Source organism: Thalassoglobus sp. JC818 (assembly GCF_040717535.1).
Lineage (GTDB): Bacteria > Planctomycetota > Planctomycetia > Planctomycetales > Planctomycetaceae > Thalassoglobus.
The window spans coordinates 1-19,151 of the sequence record NZ_JBFEFI010000016.1 but is presented as its reverse complement, the minus strand read 5'-3'; the positions used below and the strand labels follow the sequence as shown (position 1 = coordinate 19,151).

20 protein-coding genes and 1 pseudogene are annotated in these 19,151 nt (G+C 50.9%); 11 read left to right on the top strand and 10 right to left on the bottom strand.

Going from position 1 to position 19,151, the window contains the following annotated elements; all coding sequences use genetic code 11:
- The first annotated feature begins 42 nt into the window (after nucleotides 1-42).
- Nucleotides 43-585 carry a carboxymuconolactone decarboxylase family protein gene (locus AB1L42_RS22885; RefSeq protein WP_367062195.1) on the top strand — a complete coding sequence of 181 codons (543 nt, stop codon included), beginning with the start codon at nucleotides 43-45 and terminating at the stop codon, nucleotides 583-585.
- A gap of 176 nt (nucleotides 586-761) precedes the next feature.
- Here AB1L42_RS22885 and AB1L42_RS22880 read toward each other — a convergent pair whose 3' ends face one another.
- On the bottom strand, nucleotides 762-2,324 hold the full coding sequence (locus AB1L42_RS22880; protein ID WP_367062192.1) for a sigma 54-interacting transcriptional regulator: 1,563 nt from the start codon (nucleotides 2,322-2,324) through the stop codon (nucleotides 762-764).
- Between the two features lie 235 nt (nucleotides 2,325-2,559).
- Between AB1L42_RS22880 and AB1L42_RS22875 the strand changes: the two genes are divergently transcribed.
- From AB1L42_RS22875 to AB1L42_RS22855, 5 genes are all read left to right on the top strand, one after another.
- Entirely contained in the window at nucleotides 2,560-3,177 is a 618-nt protein-coding gene (locus AB1L42_RS22875; RefSeq protein WP_367062189.1) for a cytochrome P460 family protein, read from the top strand.
- 44 nt (nucleotides 3,178-3,221) lie between these two features.
- Nucleotides 3,222-3,602 carry a YHS domain-containing (seleno)protein gene (locus tag AB1L42_RS22870; RefSeq protein ID WP_367062186.1) on the top strand — a complete coding sequence of 127 codons (381 nt, stop codon included), beginning with the start codon at nucleotides 3,222-3,224 and terminating at the stop codon, nucleotides 3,600-3,602.
- Between the two features lie 53 nt (nucleotides 3,603-3,655).
- Nucleotides 3,656-4,030 carry a hypothetical protein gene (locus tag AB1L42_RS22865; protein ID WP_367062183.1) on the top strand — a complete coding sequence of 125 codons (375 nt, stop codon included), beginning with the start codon at nucleotides 3,656-3,658 and terminating at the stop codon, nucleotides 4,028-4,030.
- A gap of 166 nt (nucleotides 4,031-4,196) precedes the next feature.
- Nucleotides 4,197-4,409, top strand: coding sequence for an SEC-C metal-binding domain-containing protein (locus tag AB1L42_RS22860; protein WP_367062180.1), 213 nt, complete (start codon nucleotides 4,197-4,199; stop codon nucleotides 4,407-4,409).
- 167 nt (nucleotides 4,410-4,576) lie between these two features.
- Nucleotides 4,577-5,470 (top strand): ADP-ribosylglycohydrolase family protein, encoded by an 894-nt coding sequence (locus AB1L42_RS22855; RefSeq protein WP_367062175.1) that lies wholly within the window; start codon nucleotides 4,577-4,579, stop codon nucleotides 5,468-5,470.
- Nucleotides 5,471-6,389: 919 nt separating this feature from the next.
- On the opposite strand, the gene AB1L42_RS22850 is transcribed toward AB1L42_RS22855, so the two are convergent.
- The 8 genes from AB1L42_RS22850 to AB1L42_RS22815 all read right to left on the bottom strand — a co-directional run bounded on the left by AB1L42_RS22850 (nucleotide 6,390) and on the right by AB1L42_RS22815 (nucleotide 12,895).
- Entirely contained in the window at nucleotides 6,390-8,510 is a 2,121-nt protein-coding gene (locus AB1L42_RS22850) for an ABC transporter permease subunit/CPBP intramembrane protease (protein ID WP_367062172.1), read from the bottom strand.
- Nucleotides 8,503-9,279 carry an ATP-binding cassette domain-containing protein gene (locus tag AB1L42_RS22845; RefSeq protein ID WP_367062269.1) on the bottom strand — a complete coding sequence of 259 codons (777 nt, stop codon included), beginning with the start codon at nucleotides 9,277-9,279 and terminating at the stop codon, nucleotides 8,503-8,505. The genes AB1L42_RS22850 and AB1L42_RS22845 overlap by 8 nt, the downstream gene beginning before the upstream one ends.
- An 83-nt stretch (nucleotides 9,280-9,362) precedes the next feature.
- A complete protein-coding gene (locus tag AB1L42_RS22840; RefSeq protein WP_367062169.1) occupies nucleotides 9,363-9,563 on the bottom strand; it encodes a hypothetical protein in 201 nt (66 codons plus the stop codon).
- A 308-nt stretch (nucleotides 9,564-9,871) separates the two neighbouring features.
- Entirely contained in the window at nucleotides 9,872-10,003 is a 132-nt protein-coding gene (locus AB1L42_RS22835) for a hypothetical protein (protein ID WP_367062164.1), read from the bottom strand.
- Between the two features lie 109 nt (nucleotides 10,004-10,112).
- Nucleotides 10,113-10,328, bottom strand: a complete 216-nt coding sequence (locus AB1L42_RS22830; protein WP_367062160.1) for a DUF1653 domain-containing protein — start codon at nucleotides 10,326-10,328, stop codon at nucleotides 10,113-10,115.
- Nucleotides 10,325-11,224, bottom strand: coding sequence for a metallophosphoesterase (locus AB1L42_RS22825; protein ID WP_367062156.1), 900 nt, complete (start codon nucleotides 11,222-11,224; stop codon nucleotides 10,325-10,327). The genes AB1L42_RS22830 and AB1L42_RS22825 overlap by 4 nt, the downstream gene beginning before the upstream one ends.
- Nucleotides 11,221-11,940 carry a hypothetical protein gene (locus AB1L42_RS22820; RefSeq protein WP_367062150.1) on the bottom strand — a complete coding sequence of 240 codons (720 nt, stop codon included), beginning with the start codon at nucleotides 11,938-11,940 and terminating at the stop codon, nucleotides 11,221-11,223. Before AB1L42_RS22820 ends, AB1L42_RS22825 begins: the two co-directional genes overlap by 4 nt.
- A gap of 259 nt (nucleotides 11,941-12,199) precedes the next feature.
- The gene (locus AB1L42_RS22815; RefSeq protein WP_367062146.1) at nucleotides 12,200-12,895 is read right to left on the bottom strand and encodes an MOSC domain-containing protein; all 696 of its coding nucleotides are present in this window, start codon (nucleotides 12,893-12,895) and stop codon (nucleotides 12,200-12,202) included.
- Nucleotides 12,896-13,366: 471 nt separating this feature from the next.
- Between AB1L42_RS22815 and AB1L42_RS22810 the strand changes: the two genes are divergently transcribed.
- The 5 genes from AB1L42_RS22810 (at nucleotide 13,367) to AB1L42_RS22790 (ending at nucleotide 17,153) form a co-directional block, all read left to right on the top strand.
- Nucleotides 13,367-13,711, top strand: a complete 345-nt coding sequence (locus AB1L42_RS22810) for a hypothetical protein (RefSeq protein ID WP_367062141.1) — start codon at nucleotides 13,367-13,369, stop codon at nucleotides 13,709-13,711.
- A gap of 620 nt (nucleotides 13,712-14,331) precedes the next feature.
- On the top strand, nucleotides 14,332-14,643 hold the full coding sequence (locus AB1L42_RS22805) for a hypothetical protein (protein ID WP_367062137.1): 312 nt from the start codon (nucleotides 14,332-14,334) through the stop codon (nucleotides 14,641-14,643).
- 140 nt (nucleotides 14,644-14,783) lie between these two features.
- On the top strand, nucleotides 14,784-15,080 hold the full coding sequence (locus AB1L42_RS22800; protein WP_367062133.1) for a hypothetical protein: 297 nt from the start codon (nucleotides 14,784-14,786) through the stop codon (nucleotides 15,078-15,080).
- A 207-nt stretch (nucleotides 15,081-15,287) separates the two neighbouring features.
- Entirely contained in the window at nucleotides 15,288-15,548 is a 261-nt protein-coding gene (locus tag AB1L42_RS22795) for a hypothetical protein (RefSeq protein WP_367062111.1), read from the top strand.
- 201 nt (nucleotides 15,549-15,749) lie between these two features.
- Nucleotides 15,750-17,153 carry a right-handed parallel beta-helix repeat-containing protein gene (locus tag AB1L42_RS22790; RefSeq protein WP_367062108.1) on the top strand — a complete coding sequence of 468 codons (1,404 nt, stop codon included), beginning with the start codon at nucleotides 15,750-15,752 and terminating at the stop codon, nucleotides 17,151-17,153.
- A 112-nt stretch (nucleotides 17,154-17,265) separates the two neighbouring features.
- Here AB1L42_RS22790 and AB1L42_RS22785 read toward each other — a convergent pair.
- Nucleotides 17,266-19,151, bottom strand: a pseudogene (locus AB1L42_RS22785) (hypothetical protein); the annotation flags it as partial.

The following is a 19,151-nucleotide window of genomic DNA, read 5'->3' as shown; positions in this document are numbered from 1 at the left end:
AGAACAGTCTGTTTGTCTACCACCTATCCAAGGAGAGCTGAAATGTCGCGTATCAATCCCGTTTCTACAGAAGCTGCAAACGAAAAGACCCAGGAACTGTTCGGTCAGGTCCAGAGCAAGTTGGGCCGAGTACCGAATCTCATGCAGACGCTCGGACACTCAGCTGCTGCATTGGGCGGCTACCTAAGCTTGAACGAAGCTTTGAGCCACGGAACTCTCTCCGCCAAAGACCGGGAGCGGATCGCTCTGATTGTGGCGGAGCAAAATGGTTGTGGTTATTGCCTCGCAGCTCATTCTGCCATCGGGAAAATGATCGGTCTGAGCCAAGAAGAGATCACCGAAGCCCGCGTTGGCAATGCCAGCGAATCGAAACCGGACGCGCTCTTGCGGTTCGTAAAGCGAGTACTCGACACAAACGGTCAAGTCTCTGACGATGACCTCGAGCAGTTTCGTGAAGAAGGTTATTCCGATGGAGACATTGCAGAAGTGGTCGCCCATATCAGTCTCAGTGTCTTGACCAACTTCTTCAACAACGTCGCTCAGACGAAAATCGACTTCCCCAAAGTCGAATCAGTGGCGGCGTAACCTCCGGGTGCTTCATGGGCTGGTGATCCGACGAGTTCGCCAGCCCGTGAATGCATTTTTAGAATCTCGATCGCAAAGACATCAACTCGGAAGTGAGTTCCAACGATCGTTGAATTGAATCCTGTACCGCGTCGCCTAGTTTTTACGGTGCTCGTTTCAGGAGAACGTTTTAGATTCTAACGTCTTGTTTTGATGCCGAGTTTGTCCATGCGGCTTCTTAAAGTATTTGGATTGATGTCAAGAATTTTCGCTGCTCCTTGAGGGCCAGCGATTACACCATTTGTGTGCTCTAATACCGAGCGAATGTGTTCTTCTTCGACTTCAGACATGGGGCGAAGAATGGAATTGCGAGGAGATCTAGACTTCCGGGTCGGCAGGACGCCTGTGGGGAGTAATAATGTGTCTCCGGACGTGAGGATCATCGCCCGCTCGATAACATTCTCAAGTTCCCGAACGTTTCCTGTCCACGTGTAAGCTTGCAAGTCTTGAAGGACCGATTTCGGGACTTTCTCGATTCGTTTCCCGAGACGTTCGGCGTGCTTTTTGAGGAAGAAACGAACCAGAGTTGGAATGTCTTCCGTTCGTTCTCTGAGTGGCGGGACTTGAATCGGAAAGACGTTGAGCCGGTAGTAAAGGTCCTCTCGAAACGTTCCTTCATCGACCATGTCGAGCAAGTTGCGATTGGTGGCAGCGAGCACTCGGGTGTCGATACGAATGGTCTGGCTGCTACCAACTCGTTCGAGCTCGTGTTCTTGCAAGACTCTGAGCAGTCGCGACTGTGCAGGCAGTGGCATCTCGCCGATTTCGTCCAGGAAAATTGTTCCTCCATCTGCCAGTTCGAACCGTCCGGCTCTTTGCTGAGTCGCTCCGGTGAAGGCTCCGTGTTCGTGGCCGAATAGCTCACTCTCCAGAAGTGATTCCGGAAGGGCTGCGCAATTGACCCGCACGAATGAGCCGTTGCTTCGTTTACTGTTCTTGTGAATCGCTCGGGCAACGAGTTCCTTACCAGTTCCTGTTTCTCCCAGGATTAAGACCGTGCTGTCGGTTGGGGCTACCATGTCGATGTTGCGCAGCACTTTCCAAATACCATCGCTCTCACCAACGATTTCTGAGAAGTCGGAACGTGACCGCAACTCTTCGCGAAGGTAAGCGACCTCTGCTTCAATCCGTTGGCGCTCGGCACGCAATCGTTGCTCTCGCTGACGGCTGTCACCGAGTTCGCGTTCAGCTTGACGTCGGACCAATTCGGCAGTCGCTCTCGCGGCGAAGATATGAAAGATCGAGAGCTCTCGTTCATCGGCATCGAGCGGTTTGTTGTCGATAACCGCCAGGTGTCCGACGACTTCACCTGAGTCATCTGTCAGTGGAATTGCAAGGTAGCTGTGTGCGTTCAGTTCTCTAAGGTGGTCGTTCGTCGGGAACAGCTTCTGGACGTCATCGGCGAAGTGCTGGATGCCTCCGGAGAGGACATGTTTGCAGGGCGTTCCTTCGATGTCGAAATCGAAATTGGAGACATGTTTGTCACCCACCCAAACGGCGAGAGTTTGGACGTGGGATCGATCCGCGCTGAACTCGGCGACGAAAGAAGATTTGACCTTCAGTGAAATGGCGAGGTATTGAACCAGCGACCGGAAGAAGTGGTCTCCTCTGGCCCCGGCTGTGCCTTCCATGATCGACCGCAGCGTTGCATCCGTATCAATGGACGCATCCGAAAGTTCAGTGGTCGTGAGCTTGTTCATTGCAGGTTCTCCTCTGTCTGATCTTACGATATTTCGTGGCGTTGTGTGAAATGTCGTATTGCGTGTGAAGTCTCGAGTTCCTGGCTGCGTTTCGTATCCATCTTTGGAGTAATGACTTGCGTGAATTTATTGTGTCGCCAGAGTTCTCTGGCACTTTCGTTGCATGAGCGACCTTCATGCCAACTGTTCCGTGGCGGAGCAGTTCAAAAAACGTTGTTCTATGGAGGTCTCGGAGATGAAGAAAATCTATTTCGCAGCACGTGTTGTAATTTGCACGCTGCCCTTGTTCTCGCTCGGTTGCGGCTCAGCAACGACAGTCGCCACCCAAGCGGAGGCAGCCGATCCACAATCTGCAGCAACACGATACGCTGCCGCATACAACGCCGAGGGGGAATTGATCCGTCCAAGTGATCATCGCGAATGGATTTTTATGGGAGCCCCTGTCACTCCGAACGATATGAACGATGGAATGGCTGCGTTTCCAGAGTTCCACAATGTCTACATCGATCCCGTCAGCTATGCCTCGTATAAGAAGTCTGGCATGTTTTCAGATGGGACGGTGATCCTGAAAGAACTTGTCTCAGTCGGGGGCAAATCGATGGATAGTGGCAATGGATATTTTCAGGGGGAGTTCATCAGTCTCGAAGCGATGGTGAAAGACCGAAAACGATTTGAGGATGAGCCGGGAGGTTGGGCGTTCTTCCGATTTGGTGAAGCACCAAACTACGAGCCGACCGGTGCCCGCATGAAAACCGAATCATGCAACTCTTGCCACTCTGGTGCCAACGAGGACTACGTATTCACAGACACATATCCCGTGCTCCGAGCCGCTAAAGCCGATCTCGCCAAGTAAGTCTTTAACGAAATGTACAACATATTAGCTTGTAAGGATCAACTATGAATACGTCTGAAGTTCCTGAACTGAGCGGGCACTGTCCGGTTGCCTACTTCGCCCTAAACGAACCGATGCCCGGCAATCCTGAATACTCCTCGACTTACCTGGAAAAGGTCTACTACTTAGTCAATGAAGAAGCGAAGCAGGAGTTTGACAAGGATCCAGAGAAGTACATCCCGGCCTTTGACGGGTTGTGTGCTTTTGGGATGTCCATCGAGAAGGAATTCGAAGCTGATCCGACGCACTTCAAAATCATCGATGGCAAACTCCATCTGTTCCTGAAGAACGACGACACGGACGCTCTTGAGCTCTGGAACAAGGAAGACGAAGCCACATGCCTCGCCAATGCCAAACAATATTGGGAATCTCGTTCAATCGTCTAGCACACACTCAATCTCCAACGGAACTCATCAATCAATTACACAGGTGAATCAAAATGGATCCACGATTTATTACTAAGACAATGCATGCTTACCTAGACTATCCTGTTGCTGCGGCGCTGATCGGAATGCCTTTTCTACTGGGACTGGGAGAATCGAATCCACTGGCTGTGTGGCTCTCGGTCGGGACTGGAGTCGCTGCTCTACTCCTCACGATTCTGACCGATCACAAGACCAGTCTGTTTCGTATCCTGCCGTACTCGTTTCATCTGGTCGTCGACGCTCTCGTCGGAGTTACATTCTTGTTCGCTCCGCTTCTTCTCGGATTTACTGGGGTGGACGCAGCGTTCTACTGGCTCAACGCCGCCGCAGTGCTTACTGTCGTCAGTTTGCATAAACCGGAAGATGTACCAACACCAGCATTGGCGTGAGAAGTGGCTGCTGTAGGTTGAGGGATGGTTTCAATGCCCAAGGCCCAGGAATTTCCAGATCTCTTCTTAATCTGCAACTCGGCGTTCGGCGTGCGAACCATTTCGCGTGACGAGTGTCTGCTGAATGAACGTCAAGATCAACAGATGAGGAGGTGCATCATGTCACATGCAAACTATGAACAATTCGACGATCATCCATTTTTTCGAGACGATGAGTAAGCGTCGTCGAGGATTTCCGTCTGAAACACAAGTCAAGCGTGGAGTCCGGGTTGTCCACGGCGGCAAATTGCTGGAAGAAAAACTCGGAAGGAATGATCTCTGCCCGTGTGGTTCTGGAAAACGCTTCCGAAAGTGCTGTCTCAAGAAAGGTTGCTTTTGATGGTGTGAACCGAAATCATTACTCTTAGGGACTGAAGAGTTCTCGATTCAGATTGCTCCGCTCGAAGGCAACAAATTAGAATCTGTTAAGGCCCGTTCATGTCGAAAACACTGAACGGGCCTCTTTTACATTGAGTTTCCGAGCATTTCTACCAACGAGGAAGTTCCATGTCCTCTGATCGTCTGCAGCGAGCGTGTTTATCTTTGGAGGGGCTTTCTATTGGTGATGCTTACGGTCAGCAGTTTTCTCTTCCTCATGTCGCTGCAGAAGCAAAGCGAAATAGTCCGCCTTCGCCACCATGGAATTATACTGATGATACCGAAATGGCGATTGCTTTGACTGAGACTCTTCGGGCGGAGAATTCGGTGGATCAAGACTACTTCGTAGAACAGCTTGTTTCACGTTTTCGAGCGCAGCCCTCTCGCGGTTATGGAGCGGGAGCACGTCAGCTTTTCGAGGACATCGATGAGGGGGGCCACTGGCGGAGCTTAAGCCAAGAAATGTTTGGAGGGAGTGGATCGTTCGGAAATGGGGCGGCAATGCGAGTCGCTCCTCTTGGTGCCTGGTACGCTGATGATCCCGAAAGAACGATTCAAGAAGCGGCACTTTCGGCGGAGGTGACTCATGCTCATCCAGAAGGACAAGTTGGAGCAATCGCGGTCGCACTCGCTGCGGGATGGGCGAGTCAGAACAAGAGTGAACGCTCATCCGAAATGATTCCTTGGGTGATATCCCATCTCGACGAAAGTGAAGTCCGTCGAAGATTGGAGTGGGTGGCGACTTACCCGCTCGATACATGGGCTTATACGATCGCCTCACAAGTGGGATGCGGATATGACATCAGCGCACAGGATACTGTGCCGTTCTGTCTTTGGATGGCGGCAGCCAATATGAATGACTTTCAGGAAGCGTTGTGGACGACGGCAAGAGTTGGAGGCGATATTGACACCACCTGTGCCATCGTTGGAGGAATTATCGCATTAAGTGTAGGTCTAGAGGGCATTCCAGTTGAATGGAAGCGATTTCGCGAACCAATCAATTGGGAGTATCATCAAAGTTGAGCGACTTAGAAGACTTCGCATTGTTTAAAACCAATTTGAAGACGATGAGTTTCGGAATGTACCGACGAGCGATCTCGGAACTTTCTTTGGTCAGGGGCGCTCTTGGCGTTTAGCGTTATGATTGCGATGCAGTGAAATTGTGGTCTAAAGCTTGAGCCGACTGTTAAAGATTTCGTTCAATACGGACTTCGTGCGAAGGGAGCCGATGTTAGGAAACAAGTGGTCGATCGGCAGGAGCAGCACGCAACAAACTGCACGGAGTTGGTCTTTGATTTGTTGGAACTCGTTCGAGTTTTCAAAAGCTGTCCGATGCGTCGTTTCTGGTCACGCTTGAGTATTCAGTCAGAAAGCGGTCTCAGAAGGACGCCTCTCGAACTCATTTCGAGATGTGTCATGAAATGGCATCGGATGTCCGGATTGGATGCGATCGGACCTCAAGTTGAGTTTCGGGTGGTGTGCGGCCGATGACTAATTTTGGTTGTTGCGGTTGTCATCCGTCGAAGTGTTTAACCGCCAATTTGTCTGTCGGAGAATCACATAGCCAACTGAAGCGAAAATGCTCAGAAGCAAGAAGGACAGCATGAAAAGCATCGCCGATTTCAATTTGTTGTGTGGGTGATCGGAGACAACGAGAAGAAATGAACAGATGATCGTGATGGCTGTAGAGATTCCAGCTGTGAGCGCAAGAGAGAGTGGGACATGACCAGCGTTCAAGTCCAGTGAAATCGACGATGATAAGGCACCTAAAGCGGAACCCGAGAATAACAATGTGAGTGTGGTCAAGACGAACTGTGTTTGTGTTGCCTGAATCGCAGTTGTTCGGGCTTCGGCGGTTCTATCGTTGTTGTGAAGCATTGCTCGCTGGCCACGTTTGTCTGTCGTGCGAATTCAGTTCTCCTGCATTATTTTGATCCGACCCTCAACCCTCTTCAACCAGAGGTTGTTTTCTTTGTGAGAATTGAACCAGTGCTGTGCCGATCAGGAAGCAGATGATGGACAGAATCAACCAGGTCTTTGGCAGGCTCTGAGTTGTGCTCTGTCCGATGTTCCATTGAGAGAGAGAGTCACGCGCTTGCACGACGATCATCAGCGTGCTGTTGTGAACAACGTGCAGCAGGATCGACGGAATCAGACTTCCGCTTCGCCATCTCATCCAGCCAAGTAAGATTCCCATCAGTGTGCTGGGCAGCAATCGTTCAGGTGCGGCGCCCCCTGCTAATACAACATGAAACAAGCCGAATGCGACAGCGGTGATCAGAATCGTCCCGAATGCTTGAAAGTGATGACGTAGCCCGCTGAACAGATATCCCCGAAAGAAGCACTCCTCGCAGATGCCGGGGACGACACCCATCGTTAATATGATGAGCCATGTCGGCACCGTTTCCCAGCCAGCGAGCAGTTGTTCGACGTTCTCGATCTGCGACGGATCGATGCCACGAATCCCCAGACGTTGAGTCAGCAATACGAGTTCGAAAACCAGGGGCCAAGTTGAAAGTCCCAGCAGCATGGCTGCAGCCAGGAAAATCCAACTTGGTTTTTTCAATTGTAACCCGCTTCGAAACGAGATCTTCTGGTGCCAAAGAATCAGGCTGGGAAGTCCGACAAACAAGAGCGCCGTTAACGCTGCTGAATAGATCAGGCGAACGGACGGTGCGACCTCCGATACGCGTGAGAGGATGCCTGAAATAACGAAGTAGGCTGGGAATAGACCAGCAAGTGTGATCAATGCTGCAGCAACTGACGGAGTAGCCTTCGCTGACTTCGGACGTTGAACTAGGTCTTGCCAGTTGCCTCGACTTCCAATAGCGACTGCATCATTCCCGAAGACCTGGGCTGCCAGTGCCAGGGCTGCGATCGCGTAGAGCACAGTTGAAATGATCGAGACTAAAGCAGGCAGCAGGGGCGCAGTCCCTTCGAGAACTTCTTTGGCCAGGAGCAACATGTTCACGAGCGGAATCGCTGCTGTGGCATTTGAGACCCTCCATCCCGGCATCGCAATCACAAGTCCCGGAGCGATGGATAACAATAGCAATGGGATCAAATAGGCTTGTGCCTCTTTAAAGCTCTTAGCAGAACTGGTCAGCAGCAATAAGACTGCGGAATAGAAGAGTGCAAAGGCAGAGAGAACGAGAAACAGTGTCCCGAGCAGTACGAGTGTCAGGCCACTATCTCCGAGCAGAGTTTTATCAAGTTGCAGCGCATAGAGGGTGACACTCATTGCGGTCAGGTTCATGAGTCCCGTTAAGAGCGTTACAGTGACAACAGCAACGTACTTTGCGAGTAACAACCGGAACCGCGGAACCGGCAATGCCATGAGTGTTTCGAGTGTGTTCCGTTCCCGTTCACCTGCGGTCAAGTCGATCGCTGGGTAAACGCCACCTGTTACGGTCATCAGCAAGAGGGCCAGAGGCAGTAGTCCAAGAATCCCGGAACTTGTCTCATGAGGTTCGAGCTTGACGAGAGATTGAGTGATTGGAGTCGTGAACTGCTGCAGATTCTGCTTTGCCCAGTTCTTAATCATCTCAATATTGGCTGCAGCGAGTTTCTTCTCCAGATAATCTGCGGCATCACGGCTTAAAGGTGACCCTCGATTTTGATAGACGGTCACACTGGCTTGAGTTGGTATCGCTGAGTTCGACTCGCTAGATTCGAGAAAGTCGACGCTGACTCCCAGGTCAACAACCGAATGAATGACGGCCGACTTGAGATCAAAAGTTTCGTCATCACTGGGTAAAAGGACTTCGATTTCTGGTTCAGAAGCATCCCCTTCTGAGTCATCGAGATCCTTCACTGACTTCAAGGCTTTCATCAGCCAGCGCGCTTCAGTGTCTGTCGATAGGCCGAAGCGATACACCTGCTCCGCACGAGTTGATTGCTGGATGGCGAGAAAGCGAAATCCGAGCCCCAACAGAGGATACAGCAGCAGTGGCATTGCCAGGAGCGTGATGATCGTCCGACGGTCACGCAGGGTCTCTCTCAGTTCCTTCTGTATGAACTCTAGCTGCTGACGAACAGCAAACCAGAATGGAGATTCATGCATGCTCCAGCTCCGAACGGTCATCCGGCAACTTAGGGGGATTTCCGTTGCTATCGTTGTTCAGTAGATCAAGAAAAATGTCGACGAGATTCTGCTGACCGGTTGCGGCTTGAAGTTCTGACAACGTCCCTTCATACCGAAGCTTCCCTCGGTGCAAGAGGCCAAATCGATCGCAGAACCTTTCTGCTTCCTCCAGTTTGTGAGTGCAGAGAATGATCGCCTTTCGGGTCGATCGCAAGAGTTGAACGTAGTCGAAGACCACCTTGGCGCCGACCACATCCAGTCCTCTCGTCGGTTCATCGAGCAAGACAACCGGCGGATCATGAATCAGGGCGCGTGCGAGATTGACTCGCTGAGTCTGACCGGTACTCAATGTTTGGCAGCGGCGATCGAGGAACCCAGTCAGATCCATTGTTTCGGCGAGTTCGGTGACTCGTGCGGTGGACGATTCCGCATCCAAACCATATGCGGTTGCGAAATAATGCAGGGTTTCGCGCGGTGTCAGCCACTGATACAGACCAGCGCTGGCCGACACGAGTCCGATTTGACGCTTCATTCGGAGAGGTTCGCTAGAGACGCGACAACCTTGAATTGAGGCTTCGCCGCTACTCGGAGCAAGGAGGCCGAGTATCATTCGCAACGTCGTCGTCTTTCCCGCGCCATTCGGCCCTAGCAATCCATAGACTTCACCCGCAGCGACAGACAACGAGAGCTGGTCGACAGCAACGACATTGCCGTCGTAAATCTTCGTCAGTCCAGCCAACTCGATCATACCGTCACTCTCTTGAAAGCTTTCGACTTGGCTCATTTGGCAATTGAGATACTCATCTCAGTATTGGGTAAGGGAATCGGTCTTCAATCAAGAAGACTCATGATCACCGATACCGCAGCGGCAATCAACAAAGCGATGCTGATTATGGTACCCCACATTGCGATGTCCTGCGTACCTCCGAGGCCATCTTTACTTTTGCGTCTGGCGTGGATGATCGATCGCAGCACTTCGGTCATCATCATGGCACCGACTGCAGTGAAGACGAGAATTGCTGCGAGCTTCATTGAGGTGCTCACTCCGCTTCGTTGTTTTTGCGAAGTGCCCTGTCGCGGAAAGCCCGGTAGTCTTCCATGCTCTGCTCCGGTTCTTCAAGAAAGTCGGCGACTTCGCCGTTTTGATGATCGACCATTCTGAGACCAAGTTCTTCACAAACAGTGCGGATCACGGAAATGGATTCGGGTTCACCATTTGAGGTGACACCAATCGATTCGACGACGTCGAGACCTTTTCGATTTCCAAACGTGAATCGAACGTAAGCCGTTCCGATTTCGATGATGGATTCATTTTTCGCGTGCTTGCCATCAGGAAACAGTTACTGCAAGGATTCACTGACATCAGAAATGGAGCCGACGATCGGGACTTGCCAATGATCTCCGAATTCCTGTGCCATCTCTGAGATGGTCATCCCTTCGGGCAGTCGCATCAAGCTTGCACCCCAAGTCATAGTCGGAGTTTCCTCTGCTGATTTCGAAGGAAAGCAATTTTTTGAACTTCAGGAATGCCACTCCGTCATCGCGGCAGCGAGATAGTTAGCCTCGGCGACCATGTGTGATTTACTCTTCACCAACGAATTCAAACCGAGGGACGTGTTTCCCGTCCACTTCGACGGTCTCAACAAACATTCCGAGCGGTCGCACCCAGAGGCTGCGATCGCCATAGTCGGTGCGGTAAACGACAAGTTCTTCCTCGGTCTCGCTGTGGCGGGCGACGCCGACGACAAGGTACTCTTTTCCTTTGTAGTGACGATAACGTCCGGGATTTACGCTCATCTCTGACGTTTCCAGTCGTAAGATTTCTGCTTGCGGAATCCAGTGAGTCTGATGGTTCCGCTAGGCTCGATGTCGATGAGTGAGTACCCGTTGTTCTCAGGCCCCTCCCCCTCGACCATCGCAACGAGAGTGCAGTAGTGGATGCCATCGATCTCTTTTAGATCGTTCTGATGGCTGTGACCTTGAAAGACGGCCAGCACTTTGTCAGATCCAGCGAAGATTCTTCGCACCTCGGCATTGTTTTTCACGCCGTGATTATTGCTGACATCGAGTCGCTGATGAGCGAAGACGACGACAGGTTTGTCGGTCGACTTGAGATCACTCTCAAGCCATTCGAGTTCTGCGATTGGAACGTTCGCGTCCGTCCACTGAAAATTCTTCCGACCATATGGCTGGCCGTCGCTGCGAAAACAGGAGTCCAGCACAACAAAGTGGATGTCGCCTCGCTCGAACGAGTAGTACGACTTCTCCTGCTCGACACCGGACAGAAACTCTTCTTTCATCAGAGTATCCACACAGTGGTTCCCCAAGACGTAATGCCGATCATTACAGATCGCAGAGAACTCTTTGTTGACCGTCTTGAGGTAACGTTGTTCAACGTCCACTGAGTCGGCAGCGTCGATTAAATCGCCAAGTTCCACCAGAAACGCGGGTTGATCCTGTTCGAACTTTCGTCCAGCCTCTTCCAGCTTGCCGAGTGTTTCTCGGTAATGACGCGTTCCAGCCGGTGCTTTGTCTGCGTAGTGAAGATCAGTGACAAGACCTACACGCAATGCGGAAACTTTCTCGTCGGCGATTAGCTCTGGCGAGCGCAGCGAAGCAGCTGTCAGCACGAGTGTTCCGTGCTTCAGGAATGCGCGCCGACCCAGTCGAACTTCGTGGAGTACACCGTTCATTTCAAAGCGTCTCCTTCAGTAATCAATGAACGAAGACCATCTTCCTCGTCGGGGACCACAATTCGGACGGAACCGTTGCACCCGGTGGCTTTGTCGCAATGTCCGCTCGCAGACAACAATCGACCATCAGGCAATCCTTCAATTCCCAACGAACAATTGAATTCATAGCGACCGATCATTTGAAATTCAGTGTCGGTGACCAGCAGAATTGCCGGACTACCGTAACATCCAAACCACCAGCGATCATTCGCGAATGTCGCTGTTTGAATTCCCAGGTGGGTATGACCACTCTTGACGATGTGTTTCTTCTGAAACTCAAACTGATCGTTGTACTCGTAGACGTAATTCTCCTCGATCGAGTCCGGCAGACCACCAACCACAAAGAAGTTGCCGTTGCGAACGCCCATTCCGCCAGCTCCGTGAAAAACTTCTTGAACCTCGTGTCGAGAAGTCTCTTCGAGAGTGTTAGCGTTGTAGATGTAAACCCAGGAATTTGCATTGCCGCTGGGGTTGTTAAACTCGCCCAGATTGACAGCAACGTAGAGTTTGCCATCGTGAAAGCAAAGATCGCCATGGTGGTTGACAACCGGAATCTTCTTCAGCAACTTGCCGTCGAGGTCTGTCTTAACGAGTGTTGTCGTAAAGGACCAGTAGATAAACTCGCCATCTGTGCAGATCCCTTGTAAGTGATGAGGATAAACTCCTTCGCAGGACACGTTTTTAAACTGCGGCTCCCTTCCTATCACGGAATTCGACGAGAGGCTGCAAAAGGCGATAATTAATACAAGTGTCAATCTCATGGACAATCCTGACTCAAACTGAAATTCGCATCGTAGTGGGATCGAGAACAGGGCAAAGACGCGCAGAACGAATTCTTCGTTTTGCTGATCGGCGATTGACAGTAGCAGGCGCGTAGCCAAATGCCAAACCGATGGTCGTCAGCTTCCGCGTGAGAATGGAAATCGGCAACGAAAGCTATGTCCCGTTGAGACGTGCTGACGCATCCTTTTCGACGCCATTCGTTGCCCGCTGCAAGAAAGTCTCTTTCCATGACGCTGACAACGCAGCACACTCCGCCAGTCGAAGATCGTTTTCCGTGGACCGGGGCTTGGCATACATGACTTCACTGGCCCAGGCGATGGTGACGTCCGGAAATGGTCGGTCGACCAGTTCAATGGGCAAGCCAGCTTCGATGATCCCCTCTTGGAGAACGCGGTAGTACCATCCTGTGCGTCCGGTCTTCTGGACCCGGACAGCCAATTTCGGCAGTTTGCGAAATCGGTCCAGCTTCCAACACGGTTGTCGCGGCTGTGAAATTTGCAACTTGCAATGACCGATTCGCACGATGTCTCCAATGCAGCAGTCCGCTTCGCTGCATCCGGTAACAGTCAAGTTCTCTCCGAATCCGCCAGCTTGAAAGGATTGATCGGGGAATTCACGAGCCCAGTCTTTGTAGTGGTTTGTAAAGTAAGCAAGCACAGCTTTGTCAGGGCCACCGTGATGCTTCAAATCGGCTTGCTCATCTCCATCGATGTTCGTCGCCCCCACATGCACACGACCGAGCACGGTTTGCTTTTGGATCGCGGACGTCCAAGGTCTTCCAGATTTGCCCTCAACGTCGTATTGACGAGGACGACCAACCTGAATCGATTCAACTTGTCCGAGAATCATAGCTCTACTTCAATGCCGACAATTTGGCTCAATGTCTACTGCAATATAAACTGCAAACAACTCTGGGAACTGTAACTGCTTGAACTCAACGGCACACGCATCCGCCTTGAAGTTGTGGAACAGATTTTTCTTTCAGAAACTTTGAACCAGAAGGATACAGTCCACGTAAAGGGTTCAGTCAGATCAAACCTGCGATACATTTACCGAACATTCAGTATTGGAAAATCTTGACCTTTGTGTCAACGACTGGTAGCTTCGGAAACGTCGGCAGAGAATGACATTCGCAACAGGGATGATTTGTTGCATTAGGAAGTTGGGCGATGATTGCTTCTATTCCAATGGCCACTCAATCAGATGAGACACGGGTCATGCAAATTGATCCACATCTTTGATTCTCTCTCGCGCAGCTTCGCGAGTTTGCCGCCACATTCCTCGGACGGCGCCGCCTCAAGTAAATTCTCTTCGCTAGCTATGTCACCAATAATTCCACTTTGGTATGGTCGCAAATTTGCTTTCTATGCTATGGCGACTGGAAGGGAAGATCTCGTTGAAAATCTGAATGAAGAGAATCTGAGCAGGCGACGTGCAGAATGGCTTCGCTGGGTTTCGTTTGCAGGGCAGCGGCTTCGTGCGAGTACGTTGGCGTGGTATTGGTCTGCAAACCCGAACGTTCCAATTGTGAACACAGATGACCCGTGGTCCGGTGGTTGGATTCCTGAGTTCCCGGAGTTAACTGCCCGCCCGGCAACTCCACTTCCGAACTGGGAGGGACATCTATTACCGTTGAATGGCGACCAATACCTCGATCACAGCTAATTGCGGCAGCGATTTCACAAGGTTGCATGTGAAAGTGTGGATGAGTTCAAAGTCATTCAAAGGACCTGCTATGAGTTGGAAGAGGTTTTGGATTGCCTGGATATCATGCTGGATGCTTGTTGGCCTCATTGTCTCGTTGTCAATCGCTTTCCCATCTAGGCAAGTCTCCCGTTCTCCAACCTCGCCATCACTCAACTCTCTCGCTGAGCAGATCGCGCTCGCTAGCTATGTTGAAAAGATCACTGTGGAATGGTGTGCAGGATTTCTCGTGACGACAGGAATTCTGGTCGGGATATTGCAATTCAGATCAAGGAACAGGAAATAGGAGAGCAGGACGAGCAGTCGGATGATTAGAATGAGAGCACGATGCAATTATTGCTCCGACATGATCGTCGACTTTTTGACGCATTGGCACTGCTGATTCATCCGGAAGAAGGCTAGCAGAAATGGATACTGGCTATTTTCAGAATCCACGTCGTTTTCCCAAAAACGCTGAGGGGCCGTTCTATACAACAGGCCATCGGTCCTGTGGTGATGTCCAGATGGATGCTAAAACTGGATGGTTTGGAGATTGATTAACATGCGAGGCACCTGAACTCGAGGCGCCCGAGCTACTCGCTGTGCTCGATAATGAGAACAGTGATACATACTTCGTTCGACAGCCGTCGACACCAGAAGAAATTGATAAAGCCTGCAGTGCAGCAAGCGTTTGCTGTGTTGCTGCACTGCGGTACGGAGGACGTGACCACACCATCATTTCTAAGCTTGGTAATGATCCTGGACTTTGTGATTACATCATCGATGACAGTGGCAATCTAGTCGTAACACTTGATGAACAAGGCAATCTGCTTCCATTCGCACAACGACTCATCGAAATTCGAGACCTGGAATGGCGAAAACGGAACAAGAAATGGTACCAATTCTGGTTGTAGCTGAATTCTGTGAATTCACTGTTCGAACCTAATCGAATGCGACGATTGAACATACGGGGCACTCACTATTTTGAGGAAGCGGCACGGCAAGTCAGAAAACATTCAGGCTGAGTGGCAGTTGCATGAACTTCGACCCCACGATGATTCAGTCTGTAAAACGGATGCAGGAATGGCTCGACCAAATTGCCATTGAAGTCTTCGTTGATACCATCTCTTCAATTCCGCTTGATCGCTTGCTTCGAGTCGTCGACAACATGGCTTGGTCAGAGCGGATCGGAAATGTTGATGTTCAATTTGAGGTTGTGGTTCACCAGGTGGAGGATCATCGGCTACCTGTTCAAGTTTGTGTTGACGGGGTTTTCCAACCTGATCAGGGAACTCAATTGATCTCAGCATCAGGCGGATATTTCGACTACCTAAAATTGCCTGAAACGTAATTGCGAGTTGGAAGAGTCAGAAGTGAGAGTGACGTTGATGGCTGATCTGTCGTCAAATTCTATGATCTGACGATGTTCGCGAGGTGGTCGTTAGAATCCGGTCAACGACTTCGTTTCTACAGTCAACTATCAAGTCGTGGCGTATAATCCATTCCCGGCCGACTGCCTTTGCACTGACGTGATGGATGTTCCAGGAGCGAATGAACGATGAACCCAGTTGTGTTTTTCTATGCTGATGGAAACGAAGTGCGGGAGGGGGACATCATCCGCACTGGAAACGTCAGGAGAGCGGTCGTTCTAAAGGTGATTCAGCCGAATTCGCAAGACGCCAAAAGCTATTCATGTGAAGAAGGGGGCGTATTGATTGAAGAGTATTGGGAGAACGGGCCTGGTCTCGTCGTTGAAACCAAGCCAGACGGCATTTACTGGGAAGACTACGAACTCATCAGTCGCCAACAGAGCTCGTGAGTTCACGAATGCAGATTGATGAGGGCGACTTCCCGCAGCCCGTCGGTTGGCAGAAGTTCGATATTCGTTTCTAAATAGGCGGCTAAGTCATCGCGAGGAGCATAGCTCGGGAAGATGAACACAATTCAACCCGGATCGAGTGGCGTGACGATTGAAGCTGATCGCTTATACTTAAGCTTTCACTCTCGCTGGAGAAGTTGCATGTTTCGTTGGGGCGTATGTTGTTTTGTGGTTTGTCTGCTGGCCGGTTCGAGTTCCGTCTTCGCAGAAGAAATTCGGGTTGAAGCGGGTGATTCGCTGGTCAAAGTTGTGTCCAGTGCGTCCTCTGGAGCGGTCCTCCGAATTGCACCCGGCGTCAAGATCGAAGACTTCGTGATCCGCAAGCCGATTCGTTTGATCGGTGACGACCCAGAACGAGTGTCGATTGGTTCGGTTCTTGTTTCCTCCGAAGATGTCACCCTTGAAAACTTAGAGTTTGGCGGGCATGCGGAGGCAGTCCTTCGAATTCGAAATGCTCAGCGTGTAAAAGTGGACAACTGTCGGATCTCGAACATCAATCAGGAGCATCTCGGATACGGTTTGCAGGTTCGAAACGTTTCCACGCTCGAAGTGAGTGACTGTGACATCATTGGAAACTCGGTCGGAATGGTGGCTCTCGGTCTTACGGATGGCACGATTCGTGGCTGTGAAGTGACCAATCGTCTGGATGGCATGATTCTTTCGGATTCGTCCAGCGATATACTGATTGAAGATTGCTTCATCCATCATCACCTCGGAGAAGGTAGACCGGGCCACCATGCGGATGGGATTCAGTGTTTCCGAGGAGTCAAGAACCTGACAGTTCGTGGCTGTCGATTGATGGCCAACATGCAGCATATGATGTTCGAGTCGACCGACGGAATCACGATTGAGGAGACGACCAGCTGCGGATCAACGGGCACGACCATCACGTTCGGCTGGGAGAACGCGAAGAATGCGACATTGACCGGAAACACGTTCGCTTTTGCTGGTCTATCGCTCTTCAACATGACCGCCAGCGGTTACAAGGTAGATTATAACATCCTGGTCAGTGGGCATTCGAAGCCCGCTCTGTCGGTTAAGGGAGTCGAGGGGATTCAGTCCAACCACAATATCTTCTGGAATTCACCCCGAGCGGAGAAGCCGCAGATCGCGGTCAGCGACACTGCCTTCCATCGCAATTTTAAAGAGTATCAGCAGGCAAGCGGGATGGATGCCGATTCGGAAAATCGTGATCCGGGGTTCGTAAACGCTCCTCTCGCGATCGCGCCCATCGACCCGCGTCGCTACACCTCTGCCCGGACCAACTGGTTGCCACTATGGGCTCACGACGAACTCTTTCGTGTCGGAGACGTGATCGAGGTTAACTTCGACGGTATTGCGCGAGAGTGTCTTGCAATCGAAGACAAAGGCCTACGATTCAAACCAGCGCTCGCAAAAATGCCAAGCAATGCGCCCTTCGTGGTTACTTGGGGTGATAACGAAGACATTCACCCAAATCTCTCAGTGCGAACCGATTCCAGCGATCCGACTTCAAACGCTCCTGCAAATACTTTCGAAAACGCAAGTGATGAAATAGCAGAATAATTTTACCGCACCGTAGACATCGAAAGTCACGGTGATCATCGCCGTTGCCCTCAATCCAATTCGATTCTGTTGTGTGGTTTGTCAGGATGTTTCATCAGGAAATGGTATTTACCTAATCCATGAGAACTTCTGCAGGTGAGAACTTCTTCTTGATTCTACTGAAGGCTTCGCTTTTAAGAGCCGGACCGATAATGTCATCATAGTATAAATCGTAAGTTTCGTAGTAATGTTTGTTAATTAGTATCGAGAGCCATTTTTCGGTCTCATTCACATCACCTCGACCGGCAGCCACAATTGCCAGTTCGAATGGATCCTCATCACGCTGATAGATTCGTTGCGCTATCACTTGAGCCTCGTCGAATTGCCTGTTTTGAGTTAAGGCCCTCACGAGTAGGTTATCAAACTCCCATCGATAATTTTCGTTGCTCCTGGCTGCTTCCGCATTCTTTTCGAGGACATCGATCGCCGCAGCATAGTCCGCATTGTCATATGCCAGTCGCGCTTGCCAAATCGCTCCCACGGTTCCTGTTGGATCCCGTTCTTTGTACTCGCGAAAAAGATGTTCCACTAAGTCGTGACGCGGTGATTCATCGTAGCAGGCCAGGCTCATTAACTGATCGAAAATATCCTCGACTGGTTCAAGAGTTCTGAGAGCTTCAAGAGACTGGTCGGAGTAATACATCGCACGAACCAGTGAATAATCCCAGCCGTCATCAGGTTGCAGCATGATTGCCTCACGAAACGCTCGAATTGCGCGGGGCCAATCTTCTTCCAGCATCGCCAGTTGACCCTCATACCCGGGGAGTTCTGGATCGTCAGGCAACAACTCGCGGTGTCGAGCGATAAGTTTCTCAAGCGACTCCCTCTTGTCTTTGTAAAGGAAATCGTCTGCAATCCATTGAAACGCTTGAGGCTTATCTTCAGCTTCCGAATAGACCTCATTCCACCGTCCACACGCCAGAAGTGCGGAGCGGTAAAACTCCTCGAAATAAGCACTGTCTTCTCGATCATGAATAAGCCCCATGATCGGTTCAAGAACGACGACCGCTTGTTCTGGCTCTTCTCGCAGCAGGTGAACTTGAGCTTGATAGTACGCCACACTTGGGTCATCCGGAGCGATCTCGCGAAACGCATTCACCATCAGCTCCAACATGTCGTCTTCATACCAGGCATCACCGCAGATAGCGTCAATCTCCATGATGGCGTCGGGAAGCTGTTTGAGTCGATCTGCGAATTCGTGCTTCTCGTCTTCCGGCAACGAATCTAAGAGCATGAGCAAGAGTGTGATCGAACTGGGATCATCATCCAGGCCAGCACGAATTGCTTGTAGAGCTTCCTCATTTCGTTCGAGACCAAGCAGCGATGTCGCCAGCTCAGCGCTCGCATCCGCATCTCCACCCAACTCTTCGAGGAAAAGTTGTGACTGGACGATTGCATCTTCATAGCGTTCAGCTTGATTTAAGGCTCTCGCGCGTAAGTATTTAAGAACGGGAAAATCTGGATGTAGCCACTCTGCCTTGGCGCATTCGACGATGCAACGCTCCGGTTCAAGATCGCCGAGTGCAACGAGTCCTTGCATCATATGCACGAAGGCTTTTACGGGTTTGGGAAGAGTTGACGAAGACTCAATTTCAATCAGTGAGGCTCTTGCCGTTTCTATATCTTCTGTAAAAAGGGCAAGCTTCGCCTGGTTGAGATGTTGTATGTCTTCACGAAGTGCCGGAATCAGCTGTGGAGCATTTTGGGCAAGATGCAGTGCTGCGGCGACCAAGCTGGAGGATCGCATCGGTACCATCAGATCTTCGAAATCGAAAAACTGCCATTCTCCGGAATCCCGCGTCGTCCACCATCTGGTTTTTGCCGCTGATCCATCGGAGGTCCATTGCCTGACGTATAAGATAGCTTCTCTCTCGCCGAGGCGTTCGATCCTCTTCAGTTCGAATCTCTTGAATTGGAAGAATTCGGCGTTGGACGCTAGTGTTTGGATGGTTTGCTTAG